Here is a 16,851-nt window from a genome sequence, read left to right as displayed (position 1 = left end):
ATCATCTCCTGTTCTGACAATCCTGACTGGTGCAGAACTGGCAGGGCGAAAGCTTGAGACGGCGTTTCTCACCCCAGCCAAGGCCGATGATGCCGGATATCGATTTGCGGGGCAACATCAGGCATTCCTCGGTTAGGTCCACACCGATGGGAGCCGAGTCCATGGCCTCAAAGAGAACCCTCTGCTGGGTGATATCCCAGTCACAATAGCCGGGGCTGTAGCGCAGCGTTATCTCCGCTTCATCCAAATTGGCAAGATCTCGAACCCTTTCCTGAAGATGGTAGGCTACCTTTTCCGTCGCCTCCGAGCCTATGGCATCGAGCAGGGTAGCCTTCAGTAAGTGCCCTTCCTCCATAACTTGCTCTGCTCTCTCCTCCAGTCCCTGGCCAATGCTGGCCACGAATATGACTGCCTTCTTACAGGGGTATAGCACCCAGCTAAGCACCTCGCTGGTTATACTAAAAGTTATGCCGTTCACCAGGGTAACCCGGGGTCGACGTATGCGACTTATATCCATCATCCGGTAGAAGCAAGATGGCTGGATGAGGCTGTAGGCCTCATCTATCTCCTCATCTATCATCGACGAGATAGACGAAGATGGGCCATGACCATTCTGGTAGCCCAGGTTACGGCACACCTTCTCTTTGTCTATCTCTATCTTGAAGTCTTTTATCGCTTTTACCATGGGACCTCCTAATATCACCGGCATCATCCAGGCATCGAAAGTTCCCTTACTGGGATTACATCTCTCTTTTATGATTTAGACGCCGGGGCATATCATCCAGATCTGCGCTTGTTACTTTCAACGGTTAAAAATCAGCTAGCATCAGACAAAAGTACGCTTCTTCCTCCCTTAACGCACCCACAAGCTTCCCATAGCAGTCTAGAGTGCGCTATTCTCAATGCGCTCACGAGCTCACGTTACGTAAGCTGTCCGCTACAGAGCCACTATCGGACTGTGGCTAGCGAGGGGGCATTTTTGGGGGGTAATTGCGCATGAGGCAACCTGCAGTTAGCTTCGGGGTTTTGAGGGAGGAAATCACAGGTGTTTCTGTTTTGCACCTGTGGTAGAGGGCTAAGCTATTACACGGATCCGGACGACACGCTTATAGATATCTTCCGCCTATATACTACTATATATGTGAGGTGTCTGTCAAGGAGAGTCTCCAAGGTAGAGACAAGAGGGCTTTCCAAATGATGTCTAGGTCAAAGATGGAGAGAATAGGTGCTTTCTCAAGCTCAGTCCACACCAGCGCTTCAAGACGTCTTTCTTCACGCCTCTTTGACAAATTGTAGGTAACGGCAATTATAATTGTGAAATGCCTATCTGGATGCTGTTTCTCTTGCAACCAGCAGCCGACTTCTATCAGTTCATTCAATAAATAATGTATCATACTTGCGGGATATATAAGGCTGAGCTGGTGGTATTGACAAAGCTACCTGCAGGTGGTAGAAGTAAGAACGGGAAATCGGTTATTAAACATATACATATATATATGGTGACGTTAGGGAATTACAGATGCAAGGCGGGTAAAGCGGTCAATGTGCTAATGGGGGTGATATAAAATGACCAAAGCAAATGTGAATGGAGTCAATATCGATTATGATGTTTGCGGTCAGGGAGAGCCTCTGGTCCTAATACAGGGGCTTGGTGGAGCTAGATCAGGTTGGATTTTCCAAACCCGTGCTTTCAGCAAATACTACCGGGTGATTACATTGGATAACAGGGGTGTGGGAAAGAGCGATAAAACGAGCCAGCACTATACCGTCAGGACAATGGCGGATGACACCAGAGCTTTGCTGGACTATCTCGGGGTTGATAAAGCTCACGTACTTGGGGTCTCTTTAGGGGGCATAATTGCCCAGGAGATGTCCATTAATTACCCGGATAGGGTGAGGAAGCTCATCCTGGCGAGCACTTTTGCAGAGATAGGGCATGCTAACGGCAGTGCCGTAGAAAACATGGGTCATGGTTCCGCTTTCACTGAGGCTGATATTAAGGACCTCAGAAGTGTAGATATGCGAAGAATAATGAGTGAAGTAATCACGTTATCTTTTAATAAAAGGCTGTTCAAGATGTTTCTCGTGCCCTTAACGAAAATATACCTTAGATTTCGGGAAGTCCAGGCCATTAGCGGACAGGTAGAAGCTGCTATGGCTCATAGTACTCTGGACAGGCTACACCAGATAAAAGCTCCTACATTGGTGATAGCTGGGACCGGGGATAGGCTCATACCGTTTCGCTCTTCAGAGGTGCTGGCAGAGAGGATACCTGGTGCCAGGTTAGTCAGGGTTGAGGGTGGCTCGCATGCATTTTTTATGGAGATGAGGGGAAGATTTAATAAAGAGGTCCTGGATTTTCTAGGCGGTAGTTGAAGCTGAAGTTCTGGGGGGAAGTCAAATCATTAGTGATACGGTGTAACCGTTTCCCGGGGCTATTTGAAGAAACCTCCTAGTACGTTCTGAGGGAGTTAAGCGACCGAAGAATCTCCATTGAGATTCTTCGATTTGCTTAGAGTAACATGGGATGAAATGGCGGGAATGTAGAATTACCATAACCCCATGGGGATGGATAGCGTCACTAATGTACTGGACGAGTACAACAACTTGACAAGCTCTGAGTAAAAGGCTATTATCGCAGCGCCACCGTAAAGAATCAGGGCAACGGGTATTCGCCATGTGCACCGGAAGTGGCAGGGGGATAGAAGGTATAATTAACTAGTGAAAAAGAAGTAAGGAGGAAGATATGAAAGAGAAGACGATCAGAAAGGGCAGCTCATTTTTCATGGAAGAGACGCCTGCTGCAGAGGTTTTTACGCCCGAGGACTTCAGCGAAGAGCACCTGATGTTAATCAAAACCGTCGATAGCTTTATCAGGAATGAGATAGTGCCCAATATAGATGTGCTGGAGCACAAAGACTGGGAGCTCACCCGCAAGCTGATGCTTAAGGCGGGGGAGCTGGGGTTTTTGGGGGTGGATATCGAGGAGGAATACGGCGGCTCGGAGATGGACTATATAGCCTCCCTGCTGGTTTGCGAGTACTCGGCGCTTTCCGGTTCCTTCGGGCTGGCGTTAAATGACCACACCGGCATCGGCTCGATGCCGCTTGTCTTCTTTGGCAACAAGGCACAGAAGGAGAAGTACCTTCCATCTCTGGCTACAGGTGAAAAGCTCGGAGCCTATGCGCTTACCGAGCCGGGGGCGGGCACCGACGCTATGGCGATACAGACCACGGCGGTTCTATCGCCCGACGGTAAATACTATAAGCTCAGTGGCACCAAGCAGTATGTCACCAATGGTGGATTTGCCGACATCATCTTCACCTATGCCAAGATCGATGGTGACAAGATGACTGCCTTCATATTGGAGAGGGACTTCGAGGGGATATCCTTCGGGGCGGAGGAGAAGAAGATGGGGCTTCGCGGCTCCTCCACGTGCAGCATATTCCTCGACGGTGCCAAGGTGCCGGTGGAGAATCTTGTCTATGAGATCGGCAGGGGACACATAGTAGCCTTCAACATTCTCAACCTGGGCAGATTCAAGCTGGGCGCTGGATCGGTAGGGGTAGCCAAGCTGGCCATAGAGAGCAGCGTGGGATACTCCAAGGAAAGGGTGCAGTTCGGTAAGCCCATATGCCAGTTCGGGCTGATAAAACACAAGATCGCCGAGATGGCGACAAAGACATATATGGCGGAGAGCATGGTCTATCGCACCGGCGGGCTCATTGACGCGAGCTTTGCCACCGTGGACCGCAATGCAGAGGACATCGGCCGCCAGAGTGCAAACAGCATATTTGAGTACGTGGTTGAATGCTCCATCAATAAGGTCTACTGCTCGGAGATACTGGACTATGTGGGAGATGAGGCGGTTCAAATATATGGGGGCTACGGATATTGTGAGGAATACCCGGTGGAAAGGATCTATCGGGATAACCGGATATTCAGGATATTCGAGGGGACAAATGAGATAAATCGGCTGCTCATCATCGGACAGCTTGTGAGGAAGGCATTGAAGAACGAGATACCACTGCTGTCCGTGGCAGAGAAGGTGAGAGAGGAGATGCCAGCAATGGGGCCTCTCTCTCCCGCTTCGGGCGATGGTCTCCTGGGATACCAGAGTAGGCTCGTCGAGAGGGCAAAGAAGATATTCCTGTTCCTGTGTGGTGGTGCGGCGCAGAAGTACGGAATGGCCCTGGAGGAGGAGCAGGAGATCCTGGGACTGCTGTCTGACATTGCCCAGGAGGTATATGCCATGGAGAGCGGTCTTCTGAGAGCGCTGAAGTCTATCGAGTCTTCCGGGGAGCAGCAGTCCAAGATGAAGATTGACATGGTTCGGCTCTACGTGAACGATGCCATGGTTAGAGTAAGGAGCTATGCCCGTCAGATACTGGCGGCAATGGAGACGGGGGAGGCGCTTGACAGTCAACTGGCGACGCTGCGGAAGGTCTCGCAGTTCACCCCTGTAAACGGCGTTCAGTTGAGGAGGGACATTGCTGACGGGATCATAGAGGTGGGAAGATATCTCTGCTAGCAAAAAGGCGATATTTTCCAGTAGGCTTTAAAATGGCGTAGGTGAGTATTATTGCTGCTACGGGTACACAATCATAAAATACCTTGACCATATGATCGCCGGGTCCGGCTCTGGTGTCGGTGTCTCAGCCATGCGCCTGACCGACTGCCGGCACTTCACTGGCTGCGAAGAGACAATTAGTAATTGAATACTTCCATAAAAAGTAGATACCGCATGTAATGGTAATGTAACTCCAGAGGTAGCAGGGTGTTACTCTTCGGGTGGGGTTTGGGGGAAGTTGGGTTCCACCCTCAACATGTGTTAAAGGATACGAGAGGAGGCCACCGTGGAGAAGATATGGCTTAAAAACTATGACCCTGGGGTACCTCATGCTATGAATTATCCCAATATCACCCTGCAGCAACTGTTAGAGGATTCAGCGCAGGTTTATACAGATTGTAACGCTATCATCTTCCCCGGGGCTTTCAACGACGAATCGTTTATGACCTATGGGGAACTGGACCGGCAGACTAACAGGCTGGCCAACGCCCTCCTGGAAATGGGGGTCAAGAAGGGTGATAGGGTAGCCCTGCTCCTGCCCAATTGTCCCCAGTTCGTCATCAGCTACTACGCTGTGCTCAAGGTGGGAGCCATAGTGGTAGCTACCAATCCCCTGTACTCACCGCGGGAGATGGAGTTGCAGTTCAAAGACTGTGGTGCAGAGACCATCATCGTACTGAGCCTATTCTACAAGACAATAATGGGACTGAAGGAACGAACTAGACTGAAAAACGTGATCGTGACCAATATCAAGGAGTACCTGCCACAGCAGAGCCGGAAGGCGTTTGTGGCTTTTATGGAAAGACAGGAGGGGCATCGCGTCAGAATCCCCAGGGTAAAGGGGATATATAAGTTCCAGGAGCTGTTACGTCGCTTCAGCCCCACACCGCCTGCGGTGAAGACAGGCCCTGACGACGTTGCTATGTTCCAGTATACGGGGGGTACCACGGGTATCAGCAAGGCTGCGGTAGCCACACACCGCAACGTGGTTGCCAACGTCTACCAGATGAGAGGTTGGGCGCTATCCGTAAACCGAAATCAGGGGGAGGAGGTGGTCATGGGGGTGATGCCACTCTTTCATGTGTATGGCATGGTTACGGTAATGCATTTTTCCGCGCTCACTGGCTCTGCTATGATATTGCTGCCCCGCTTTGAGATAGAGCAGGTGCTTAAGGCCATCAATAAATACCGGCCCGCTTTCTTCCCCGGCGTGCCCACCATGTATGTAGCCATCAACAACTTTGCCGAAGTGAACAAGTATGATTTGCGTTCTATTAAGGCCTGCACTAGCGGAGCGGCGCCGCTGCCGCTGGAGGTGCAGCAGGAGTTCGAGAGGCTCACTGGAGGCAAGCTGGCGGAGGGCTATGGCCTGAGCGAGGCTCCGGTTGTTGTCACCGCGACACCCATTATGGGAATACGCAAGGTGGGAAGCATAGGGGTGCCTATCCCCAATGTGGAGGTGAAGATAATGGACGCGGAGACTGGCGAGGAGGAGATGCCCCTGGGCGAGGTAGGAGAGCTAGTAATCAGGGCACCACAGGTGATGAAGGGGTACTGGAACCGGCCCGAGGAGACGGAGATGGTACTACGTGGTGGGTGGCTCTATACCGGTGACCTGGCCAGGATGGATGAAGATGGTTTCTTATTCATAGTAGATCGCAAGAAGGAGATGATTATAGCTGGCGGCTTTAATATCTATCCTCGCGATGTAGAGGAGGTCCTCTACGAGCATCCCAAGGTCAAGGAGGCGGCGTGTTATGGCGTCCCCGACCCGTATCGGGGGCAGACGGTGAAGGTGGCTATCGTGCTCAAGGAGGGAGAGAGTGCCACAGAGGATGAGATAATCGAGTTCTGCCGATCCCGCCTGGCTCGCTACAAGGTGCCCAAGCTCATAGAATTCACCGGTCAGCTGCCCAAGTCCCTAATAGGCAAGGTGCTGCGCCGGGTACTGGTGGAGCAGGAGAAGACCAAGCATGGCGAGATGCAAAAAGGGCAGGCTGATAAGTAACCATAATTTATCATGCTTGGCGCGCTAAGCCAGCCTTTGTACCGGAATGTAAGAGGGGACGCTTGTAATAGCTCCAGTAGCTTGCCCCCAAATATTTTTAAGACGGGGGCAGCGCTTTTTTAAATACCTTCGAGCCTTCTTTATGGGCTAGTTGAAGAGAGTATGTCCATTACCAGTTTAAAACTACAGGGTATGAAGCATCTCCAGGAACAGGTAAGCTAACTGCTGACCGGGCGAATTTGGAGAGAATAACCTCGGTAGACGAACTATCAATACTTGCAGATTGAAAACTCATAATATTATAACAGGCAGCGGATTCTAAAACCCGATATATCGAATTGCTGACAGCCAGCGAACAGTTGCAGTACATTGTCAACAATGCCTTGCTGTGCCGCAGGAAGCAGAGTTGCTTTGCGGATATTCTAGGCTTCTTCATCAAGGTTAGCTAACGAAAGCAAGTTTGTTTCCGGGTAAACCAATCACAGGGTTGCAGAACACATCGGGATGAATCGCAGGAGACAAATCCAGTTGGGTTGCGGATGATCCCGCTATAAGCGTTGCCATGTTCAAATGTAAAAGCAATCTAAAGAAAGGAGTGTCATGGCAGTTGATCAAGAAAAGGTGGTGAAGAAAGGAACCTGTCCTGTTTGCGGTGCAGCATGTTTTATTAAAGCGCACATAGCCAAAGGCAAAATCACAAAGGTCGAGCCAGACCAGGAGACCTTGATGGGCTGGCTGTGTGAGCGTGGAGTAAACGCGATTGACTACCACTATCACAAGCAACGTCTCAACTACCCGCTTAAAAGGACTGGCGCTAGAGGCGAGGCGAAGTGGAAGCAAATTAGCTGGGAAGAGGCTATGGACGAGATCGCGGCTAAGCTGGATACTATTCGAGGACGTTACGGCCCGGAGGCGGTGCTGGTACTAGGTGGTTCTCCTCATGGACCTGGAGATCCCGCAGCCTGGAAGTGGTGTAACCTATGGGGTACGCCGAACTTCTTTCACTTAGGGAAAAACTGTGGGGAGGCCGAGTTCCCCATAGAATGCGCCATGTATGGCTACGACACAACCGCCGGCTGGGCAACGTTCTTAGACCCAAATAAAACCGGGGCGGCCATTATTTGGGGGGCGAATATACACCAATCGGAGCCCAGGGTTTGGCTGGGGTACAGTTTAGCAAAGAAGATGGGGATGAAGTTGATAGTGGTCGATCCCCGGCCAACGGAATGTGCGAAAGAAGCGGATATCTGGCTCCAATTACGACCGGGGACCGATGGGGCACTGGCACTAGGTATGCTGAACGTAATCATAAATGAAGGTATCTACGATAGAGAGTTCGTGGAGAAATGGTGTCTGGGCTTCGAGGAACTGAAGGCACTGGTTCAGCAGTATCCGCCAGAAAAGGTCGCCCAAATCACATGGGTTCCGGCCGAGCAGATCATTGAAGCGGCCAGGGTCTTTGCTAACGCTCCCGCCGGGGTCATTACCTGGGGCGTCGCCACTTGCCACCTGGGTAATGGGGCAGGACTCAGCTCTGTTCTGGGGAAATGCTGGCTTCGAGCCATAACCGGGAACCTGGATAAGGAAGGGGGCTGCCGGTTAAGCGACTACCCGGGGTACACCGCTTTTCTCGATGAGCTCAACTGGGATTACCAGATCAATCACCCTTTGAGAACACGGGACAATGTGAGCGCAGATCGTTGGCCTCTCACTTCAGTAAAAAGCCTTGCCCTCTATAAGGAGGGCATGAAGAAAGTATACCCTAAGGGATGGGGAGCACAACAGTATTTCATCTATCCTGCTCCTTGGGCTGTATGGGAAGCCATCCTCAAGGGAAAACCATATCCCATTAAGGCGGTATTTGATCAGGGAACCAATACCCTGTGCTCCACAGGCAACAGTAAGCATGCATATCAGGCCTTTAAGAGTGACAATCTGGAACTGCACGTGTCTATGGATCACTTCCTAACCCCCACCGGGGCACTTGCAGATTACGTTTTACCCGCAACGGACGCCCTGGAGAGAGTTCACCTGACTCACATGTGGGGTGTTTTGGGGAATCAATGGTACGGGCGTGAGGCGGTCGTTGAGCCTGAATATGAGCGAAGGGACGATTATCAGCTGTGGCGTGACCTCGGCAAACGTCTGGGTCAGGCAGAAGACTGGCCTGACACATTGGAGGGGTGGCTTGACAGGATACTGTCCCCTGCCGGCACGAATTTGCGGGAATTTGCGAAAGGTCCGGGGTATTCCCCTCCTTCAAAGTACAAGAGATACGAGGAGACAGGGTTTGGCACCTTCTCTGGTAAAGTGGAACTGGTTCCCAGCATCCTTATGCGGCTCGGGTATAACCCACTTGAAGGATACCGGGAGCCTCCATGGAGCCCCGTTGCCACTCCAGACCTGGCTAAAGAGTATCCTCTAATCTTGATCAGTGGCTCGAGGGTAAGACCTTATCATCATTCCTCACTTAGACAGATTAATAAGTTGAGGAAGAAGCATCCTGAGCCGCTGTTGCAAATAGGTCCGCAAACCGCTGCCGGGTTGGGTATCGCCGAAGGGGACATGGTGTACATTGAGACCCCCCTGGGGAGAGTAAAGCAAAAAGCCCAGTTACTGGAGGGGATGCACCCTGAAGTAGTTCATGCTGATGGCTACTGGTGGTTTCCGGAAAAGCCAGAGGCAGAGCCGAGCCTTTTCGGCGTATGGGAGTCAAACATCGACTCGATCGTCCCCGATGACCCCGAGGTTTGCGACTACGTAGGGAACAACTACTTCAGGGGGCTTCTGTGCCGGGTCTACAAAGCGGAATAAAGCTCTGTCTGTAATTACATATACTCACAGAGCATCATACGTATAATGGAGGAAACACCATGACTGCAACATGCAGAGCGATTGTGTTTAACGGCGATGGCACATACGACATTCGTACCTTTGACAAACCCACAGCACCGCCCGGTGGTGCTGTGATCAAGGTTGAAGCAGTCGGTATGTGCAGCAGCGATGTGGAACAGCTCAAGGGCTACAAGCACGTTCCCGGTGAGGTTTCCCCGGTCGTGGCAGGCCACGAGATGGTCGGTCGTGTAGAGGAATTGGCCGATGATGCCGATTTCATAGTGTCGGTTGGCGACCGGGTAGCTGTTGATCTGGTACTTCGAACCGGGTTTTATGATGGAAGGTTGGTGATATACGGCTATACGATGGGCCTGGATGTGGGGAGTGGCCTGTGGGGTGGATATGGTGAATATATGTGTGTTGTGCCCGGCACTAACCTTATGAAACTCACCGAATCGGTACCGGCGGAACATCTGACGATCTTTGAGCCCCTTGCCAATGCAGTCAACTGGGTGGATGGGGCAGGTGTGAAGGAGGGAGACACGGTGGTGATTCAGGGGCCTGGCCATGTTGGGCTGATGTGCGTTGTTGCGGCGAAGGTCGCCGGTGCCTCTGCCATCATCTCCACCGGAACCTCTGCCGATGAGCTCCGTTTGGAAACGGCGCGCAAAGCGGGCGCACATTATACGATCAATGTCGATAGCGAGGATGTGGTGGGCAGGGTAAAGGAGATCACTAACGGCATCGGGGCCAACGTGGTCATGGATGTTACCGCGATGTCCACAAAAGCAGTGCAGCAGGCGTTAGAACAGGTTGCCTTCGGTGGGACGGTTCTCCTCGCTGGTCTCAAGAACATGGCCCCGGTGGAGATTATAACTGACAATATCGTACTGAATGCCCTTACCATTAAAAGCGGTACCGGTTCAACTGAGCAGTCGATGAAAACAGCGGTTAAAATGCTCAATGAAGGGAGTGTCCCCACTGAAGTGTTACTCGGAGAGGTGTTGTCCATTGACGATTTCGGTGAAGCCATAGCACTCCTCAAGAGGGAGCATCCGCGGCGGGAGACTTTCCGGGTGACTCTGCGCTATGACTGAAAAGGCAAGCCGTTTGGTCTATTGTGAACATGCCATCCTCTTCACAACCTATATAGACAGAAGCTCTTTTATAAATACTACTAATACAAATACTTGGATATGCCTTTTATAATCAGCTTCCTGTTGCACTATGGGCGAATTCATGGCATTATAAATCAACATAATTTAAATATATAAATGCCCTATGATAGCATGTCGTGACAGAATAGCGTTAGAATAAATTAACATTCTCAGGCCGCTAGTCTTAATTGAGCTTGGAATTAAATACCTGGGTCCCCAATGAGAACTGCGTGCAAACCAGTGAGACTTATCAGAATATTGAGGCACTGAATTGAGAACCGATCTCAGATGGATTCATATATCGGATATGCATTTTGGCAATTCAATGTCCTTTAATGGAAAGGAACTGGCTGAATGTATCTTTAATGCCGCGCAGGAGAATCTGGGGAAGGGGTGGAAGCCCGACTTTGTTGCCATAAGTGGGGATATTGCGTACAGCGCGGACCAAGGTCAATACTCTGCCGCAAATTTTTTCCTTAACAAACTGCTACAGATGCTCGAACTTCAGCGGGACAGGGTGTCAATGTGTCCTGGAAACCATGATGTAGATAGGAGTATCAATAGCTATCTCTTTCAGGGATGCAGGACAAAGATAGTCTCGGGTCCGGATATTGAAGAATTCCTTCGGTCCCCTGAACGGGCTGCTTTGTTGAAACGGATGGCTCGTTACCATAAATTCCGGGAGAAATACCTGACATCAGCTAGCCAGCTTACCCTAGATAACGGAAGTATTCATGCAGTTAATCGCATGAGTATCGACGGTCTTGATGTGCAGTTGTGGGAGATGAACTCTGCGTGGCTAGGATACGGTGGCGGAGAGGACATCGAGAAGTTGGTGGTCGGCAGTTTGTCCTTGAGCCAGTTCATCAAATCACTGCCGCTATGTGAGGGAGGCATTTCTTTTGGAGTTGTCCATCACCCGTTTCATTGGCTTACAAGCTTCGAGAGTGGACACATTGAGGCCATCTGCTGCGAGAACTTCGATTTCGTGCTGCACGGTCACATTCACAAGCCAGCGACAAAGACCATGATCGTGAATGGGGGCCGAACAATAATATTGTCTGCTGGAGCGCTGCTGCAAGAATATGAAAGAGGTTACCAGTTCTGCTTTGATACCTACAGCATAGCGGATGGCACACTAATGGTGGAGAGTCATCTCTACGTTGCGGAGCAGCGAAGATGGTATGTCCATATTGACGTGCTAGAGTTTGAGTCACCTTTATCGTCCAGCCTCGTCGTGACGGATGTCTATAGGGAGCTTTTGCAGAGACACGCAGACTTCATTGCGCCTGCCCATATGTGCACAGTCATTTGCGGCCTTAGGAGTGAAATCGCATTTTGCTGGAATGGATCGCCGAGCTTCTACTCACCAGTACTATTGCAGCAAGGCGAAGCCAGCAATGTGGAAAGTGCATTGTCACTGCGACGATTTCAGAGGCTCATCCATTTCTACGGTAATAGCCTGATGAACCATGTCTTTGCTGATCATGGATCACTCATCGAGGAGTATGATGAATTCCTCAAGAAGGAATCTGATGCCGACCCTGTATTCCGGGCAATCTTGAGTGCTCGTGAGGAAGAAGCAAAGAGGACACTAGGAACTGAAGTCGTGGAAACATCAGCAATATCATTTATGCAGCTGGGGCTCCGCAGGGCAATCGCCGCAGAAGATATGGCAGCAACATTAAGATATCTCTCGCTGTGTAAGGCTGACACTTCCTCACCCATTCGTGCAGAGATACTAAAATTCGATGCAAGGATTGTTGATCTCCCTGAGGGAGTCTCGTTATATGAAGCATGGCTCAAAAGCGATGGTAGCGATGACTTTTCATTCGAAGACTACTGTGCGATCATCAACAGCCAATCTGTCAAGGGCAAATCACAATTGGCAGGTCAGGCAATCCTGAGGTGCGCGGAGCTGTATCCGAGTAAATCCGCAGAGAAACTAAACGAGATAGTACGGAATCTTGCATCCCAGTACGGTGATAGGACACTCTACGATCAATTCAAAGCCATCACAGACAGGAGTTGATATTATGACCAATATAGGATTCCCGATAACAATCGATTTTGAGAGACTGCTCAGAACACTATCCAAGGAAATCTACGACACTCCAATGGCCTTTCTCCGAGAGAACGCACAGAATGCTGTGGATGCCATAAGGGTGCACCAAGCTGAGAATCCCGGTTTCTCCGAAGGGCGCGTGACTGTGAGCGTGGACGAGAAGTTAGTGACGATAACGGATAACGGGGTGGGCATGTCTCTGAAAGATCAACAAGAGTTCTTCTGGCGCATTGGAGCAAGTGGGAAGAACACGCCGGAGGCAAGAAAAGCAGGGTGCATAGGTACCTTTGGGATAGGTGGATTCGCAAATTTCGGTGTATGCAATCGCCTTGTTGTCACATCCAAGAGAGAAGGGTATCCAGGTTACCGTACGAGTCTGCAAAGGTCCGATTTTGGTGAATCCACACCAACCGTGACCAGCGAACCATGCGAAGACTCAGGGCCGCATGGCACAATTGTGGAGGCTGAGTTGATGAATCCTGGTGACCCCCGGCAGTTGAAGGATTATTTAAAGAGCTTCGTGAGGTATGTGCCAGAACTCGTAACCTTCAATAAGGAGAACATTTCAGGAGCCCAGTTTATGTCTGAAGAGAGGATAGGCGATTTGCAGATGGTAATGGCTGAACCGATGCAGCTCAGTCTGTCGCCCGATTCCAGGATACAGGTGAGATTCTATAGGGATGATGCAGGGACTATTCACGTGGTAATTGGGGAACCGGGTGACAGTGGTGTGAACGCTGGATGTCGCGGATGGCTCAGACTCATTAGTGGTACTCTAGAGGCCCTCAAGAAAGGATTCAAATTATGCAACACCACTGTGCCCAGCCATATTGGAATATCTGGACGTTTGGATATGATCAACTTTGTTCCCACAGCAGGAAGAGATTCCCTTTCTCCTGAATCCCAGCAGCTATTAAGCACGTTGGCAAAAGCAATTGAAAGTCAGGCCATTGAGATCATTCTGGACTCAACTGATCTACTATCTCAACACACACGCATATTGCGACAAGTTATCGCAGAAGGTTTAACCGAGCGTCTTGGAAGGCTTGATGTTAACCTCGCTGATGGCACGAAGACTACGCTCGGTGAGCTTAGAGCGAGGCATAAATCCGGAAGCAGCATCTACTTCGGTTCACAAGTGCAGCGGGAGCTCTTGGATGTACTTCAAGCCAGCGGAAACGTGATTGTGCTCCTCTCTTCAGAGGTCAATAGGAAAAGAGCAGAAACTGACTATCTCTCATCCTACTGCAACGCGACAAGCTACGAAGGACTTGTCACAATTAAGGAGAAATATAATGACCTATCATCGTTCGAGGTTGATTTCCTTGCCAATCTGGAGGCGGTTATTAAGTTCCGCTATGAAGTGACCGATTTTACCTTGATACCTGCAAAAATTACTGGGGGAGTCCCTGCGTACATGCAGGGAAGAAAGGGTTCACAGACTAGAATCTATGTAGACGTTCGGCATCAAGAAATCACTCGACTGCACACACTGGAGGGTTCATCTTTCCTGTACTCGATCGTGAACGAGTTCTGCAAAGAATACCTTGCGAGCGCGCTCAGAACAAAAAGCCCCAAGTTCTTTGGAAGTGGTGCCATCGATTTTGACGAGCTAATTAAAAAACGTGCTGAATTGTGGAAACTTGCAGAGAGCGATATTCTGACATTCGTCCACGAGAATCAAGGTGGTGCTGTTGAGTCTGATACCCTCGACAGGAGTAGGAATCTAACAGGTATCAGGGATGTTCTCAGCCATTCCGACGTGGCTACTGTTGAAGTGGGTGAGGAGAAACCTGAGCAGGTGCAAGGAGACCGAGGAGACCAAGGAGAGAATGAGCCATCCGAAGGTGCAGGTGCTCCAAAAATACTCAAGCTTATTGATAAGTCAGGATTACTGGGCATTGATGGTTTCTATATCAAACTGATGGATGGCCCCGCAAAGGCGTTCGGCGATGATATTCAGGCAATGGAAGAGTCTTCTATTTTCTGGTTCGGCAACCGGATAACGTACGCTTTCACTGACACGAAGAGCATTGTGTTCCACTATGAACTACGGCTGCAGCAAATCATTTCGGCCAAATCGGGTAACGAAGAGGACGAGGCAAAAGGAGTTGCCCAACTGAAAAATCCAATACAGGAATACCAGAGTTCGATGTATTTCAGGATACCGGAAGTACTGGAGCGATATCTCGTCCCAACTGTTGGCATTGAGATTCTGGTTCGCGTCAATTATGACTGGTTCGATCTTCAAAGAGGAAAGGCTTGGCTGTGGTGAGGGTGACCTACGGGCTCGTGGGTTGGTAAAAAAAGCAGGGTAGTAGATTTGTGCTGCGCTTAAGTCTATTGAAAATGGGGGTATTATGGCAAAATATATATTTTTAGTTAGAAGTCCTGAGAAGCTAGAACTACAAATGTTCAGTTCGCAGATATTCGATAAACTTGTGCATGGATTGCTTGAGCTTGAGCCACAAAAACTCAAGATCAGCCTTACCGAGTATAAAAAACCGAGGTTCACTATCCTACCGCTGAAGGCAACCGCAGTGGCTCTAGTATCGATCTGGGGTGAATTAGATGGGGATATCGAGCGCTGGCAGGCGGAGATGACTAGCACTGGCGGGAGAGTGACGGGATATCGTGTCACCGAGTCAACGCCGGTTGCCTATGAAAAGGATTGGGAAGACGGCAACGCCTCGCCGGGTATGGTGCTACTCACACTCATGAAAAAGAATGCCAAACTGAGCTACGAGCAATTCATGGATGAGTGGTTTGGACACCACACCCCGATGGCACTAAGGATTCACCCTCTGTGGAACTACACCCGCAACGTAGTGGAGTCAGTCGTTATCGAGGATTCTCCCCCTTTCGATGGCATCGTAGAGGAACATTTCCGCAGCCTCGGAGACATCACTAACCCGGCGCGCTTTTTTGGGGGAGCATTCAGGATGCTTCCCAACATACTCAAGGTGTACCGACATACCAACAAGTTCATGAAAATATCCGCCACCGAGAACTACCTGCTTACGGAGTATCATATCCGCAGCTAGCCTCAAATAGTAAAGATGGTGTACTCTTTCGGTACATTAACGACGCGTCACCGTTCGCCGTTTTTATCCGTCATTGCGAGGACACCGACATGGGCCGAAGCGTCGACCCACCTGTCGACCTCGAGGGACGTGGCAATCTTAGTGGTGTTCTATCATTAGACGTGGGGATTACCACGCCCCGAGAAATCGGGGCTCGCAATGACCGATTGGCTATTTTACCACCCACCCGCCCTGAGATGTATTTCTGCCCCGATATATCGGGGAGATCCCTGCCAGATGGGGGAACCTCCTCTGGACTCCCATATACGGTGTCTACCTATTTGAACCTATGGTGTAGCACGGATGCGTATTGCTTCACTCGTCCCTGCGTTGGATTTGTCGCAGAGCGTCTTGCAATGATTAGTGAGGTGAAATCAACCAAGTATCAACTATTTATCTGAACGAGGTCATGGTTGATTACTATTGCCAGTAATACGCACAGGTAATAGACTTTGACTGATTAACATAACCGTGTTAGATCTGTACCTGGGCACGGGGGTGCGGTTGGCACGAATAATGGCAAAGGAGGGATAGAAATGGCACTACGGACTCGGGAGGAGTATATTGAGAGCCTGAGGAGGCAGGAACCCAGGGTCTACCTGGGGGGAGAACAGATCGAAAACATTGTGGATCACCCCGCATTCAGGGTTGGGATAAACTCGGCGGCGGTAACCTACGAGCTTGGGCAGGATCCACAATACCGAGAACTGGCAACGGTGATGTCTCCCATTATCAACGAGGATATCAGCCGCTGGACCCACGTTATCTTACCAATCGCAGGAAGCCTGGCTGACCGAGGGATTAAACCTTCTTTAGATCTCTGCAACAACTTTAAAGAAGTCTGTCACGGGCATGGCTGGCATGGTTTGAGTGCTTAACGCTCCCATCATGGATATAGCCGCAGAGCATTTGGCTACTTTAGCGAAGTCCTCAGGGCCTTCGATTAAGGCGACAAAGTCGTATTGCCCCAGTGTGGAATAAGCTGCAGTGATCTTCGCCCCTTCAGCGGCCAGGATCTCGTTGTATTTGGCCAACCTTTTTGGAGCATCCTTGAGATTCTTGGCACCTTCGGGAGTAATCTTCATCAGTACAACATAGTTTGCCATGGCCCCTCCTTTGTTATTTAGATATTT

General features: G+C 50.3%; 11 protein-coding genes. 9 read left to right on the top strand and 2 right to left on the bottom strand.

What is annotated here, in order from left to right:
- Position 1: 1 nt before the first annotated feature.
- Positions 2-685 (bottom strand): vitamin B12 dependent-methionine synthase activation domain-containing protein, encoded by a 684-nt coding sequence (locus VMX96_05575; protein HUU63374.1) that lies wholly within the window; start codon positions 683-685, stop codon positions 2-4.
- Positions 686-1,566: 881 nt separating this feature from the next.
- Between VMX96_05575 and VMX96_05570 the strand changes: the two genes are divergently transcribed.
- The 9 genes from VMX96_05570 (at position 1,567) to VMX96_05530 (ending at position 16,596) form a co-directional block, all read left to right on the top strand.
- Positions 1,567-2,376 (top strand): alpha/beta hydrolase, encoded by an 810-nt coding sequence (locus VMX96_05570; GenBank protein HUU63373.1) that lies wholly within the window; start codon positions 1,567-1,569, stop codon positions 2,374-2,376.
- A 370-nt stretch (positions 2,377-2,746) separates the two neighbouring features.
- Complete coding sequence (locus VMX96_05565) at positions 2,747-4,531, top strand: acyl-CoA dehydrogenase family protein (GenBank protein HUU63372.1); 1,785 nt, start codon at positions 2,747-2,749, stop codon at positions 4,529-4,531.
- A 325-nt stretch (positions 4,532-4,856) separates the two neighbouring features.
- Entirely contained in the window at positions 4,857-6,578 is a 1,722-nt protein-coding gene (locus VMX96_05560; GenBank protein ID HUU63371.1) for a long-chain fatty acid--CoA ligase, read from the top strand.
- Between the two features lie 600 nt (positions 6,579-7,178).
- On the top strand, positions 7,179-9,392 hold the full coding sequence (locus tag VMX96_05555; protein HUU63370.1) for a molybdopterin-dependent oxidoreductase: 2,214 nt from the start codon (positions 7,179-7,181) through the stop codon (positions 9,390-9,392).
- Positions 9,393-9,451: 59 nt separating this feature from the next.
- On the top strand, positions 9,452-10,510 hold the full coding sequence (locus VMX96_05550; GenBank protein ID HUU63369.1) for a zinc-binding dehydrogenase: 1,059 nt from the start codon (positions 9,452-9,454) through the stop codon (positions 10,508-10,510).
- Positions 10,511-10,841: 331 nt separating this feature from the next.
- On the top strand, positions 10,842-12,602 hold the full coding sequence (locus VMX96_05545) for a metallophosphoesterase (GenBank protein ID HUU63368.1): 1,761 nt from the start codon (positions 10,842-10,844) through the stop codon (positions 12,600-12,602).
- Between the two features lie 4 nt (positions 12,603-12,606).
- Positions 12,607-14,910 carry an ATP-binding protein gene (locus VMX96_05540; protein ID HUU63367.1) on the top strand — a complete coding sequence of 768 codons (2,304 nt, stop codon included), beginning with the start codon at positions 12,607-12,609 and terminating at the stop codon, positions 14,908-14,910.
- 85 nt (positions 14,911-14,995) lie between these two features.
- Positions 14,996-15,679 (top strand): EthD domain-containing protein, encoded by a 684-nt coding sequence (locus VMX96_05535; GenBank protein ID HUU63366.1) that lies wholly within the window; start codon positions 14,996-14,998, stop codon positions 15,677-15,679.
- Between the two features lie 575 nt (positions 15,680-16,254).
- Positions 16,255-16,596: a 4-hydroxyphenylacetate 3-hydroxylase N-terminal domain-containing protein gene (locus tag VMX96_05530; GenBank protein HUU63365.1), complete on the top strand. Its 342-nt coding sequence runs from the start codon at positions 16,255-16,257 to the stop codon at positions 16,594-16,596.
- On the opposite strand, the gene VMX96_05525 is transcribed toward VMX96_05530, so the two are convergent.
- A complete protein-coding gene (locus VMX96_05525) occupies positions 16,531-16,824 on the bottom strand; it encodes a GYD domain-containing protein (protein HUU63364.1) in 294 nt (97 codons plus the stop codon). The two genes, VMX96_05530 and VMX96_05525, sit on opposite strands and share 66 nt — an antisense overlap.
- Positions 16,825-16,851 lie beyond the last annotated feature (27 nt).

The sequence above is a fragment of the Dehalococcoidia bacterium genome (genome assembly GCA_035528575.1).
In the GTDB taxonomy this organism is placed as follows: Bacteria; Chloroflexota; Dehalococcoidia; order E44-bin15; family E44-bin15; genus DATKYK01.
Note: the sequence above shows the minus strand (reverse complement) of the source record. Positions and strands in the feature narration are given on the sequence as shown.

Bases quoted from the DNA above. Each gene is read 5' to 3' on its own strand.
- VMX96_05565 (HUU63372.1), top strand. From the start codon at position 2,747: ATGAAAGAGAAGACGATCAGAAAGGGCAGCTCATTTTTCATGGAAGAG.
- VMX96_05540 (HUU63367.1), top strand. From the start codon at position 12,607: ATGACCAATATAGGATTCCCGATAACAATCGATTTTGAGAGACTGCTC.
- VMX96_05530 (HUU63365.1), top strand. From the start codon at position 16,255: ATGGCACTACGGACTCGGGAGGAGTATATTGAGAGCCTGAGGAGGCAG.
- VMX96_05575 (HUU63374.1), bottom strand. From the start codon at position 685: ATGGTAAAAGCGATAAAAGACTTCAAGATAGAGATAGACAAAGAGAAG.
- VMX96_05570 (HUU63373.1), top strand. From the start codon at position 1,567: ATGACCAAAGCAAATGTGAATGGAGTCAATATCGATTATGATGTTTGC.
- VMX96_05535 (HUU63366.1), top strand. From the start codon at position 14,996: ATGGCAAAATATATATTTTTAGTTAGAAGTCCTGAGAAGCTAGAACTA.
- VMX96_05525 (HUU63364.1), bottom strand. From the start codon at position 16,824: ATGGCAAACTATGTTGTACTGATGAAGATTACTCCCGAAGGTGCCAAG.
- VMX96_05555 (HUU63370.1), top strand. From the start codon at position 7,179: ATGGCAGTTGATCAAGAAAAGGTGGTGAAGAAAGGAACCTGTCCTGTT.
- VMX96_05550 (HUU63369.1), top strand. From the start codon at position 9,452: ATGACTGCAACATGCAGAGCGATTGTGTTTAACGGCGATGGCACATAC.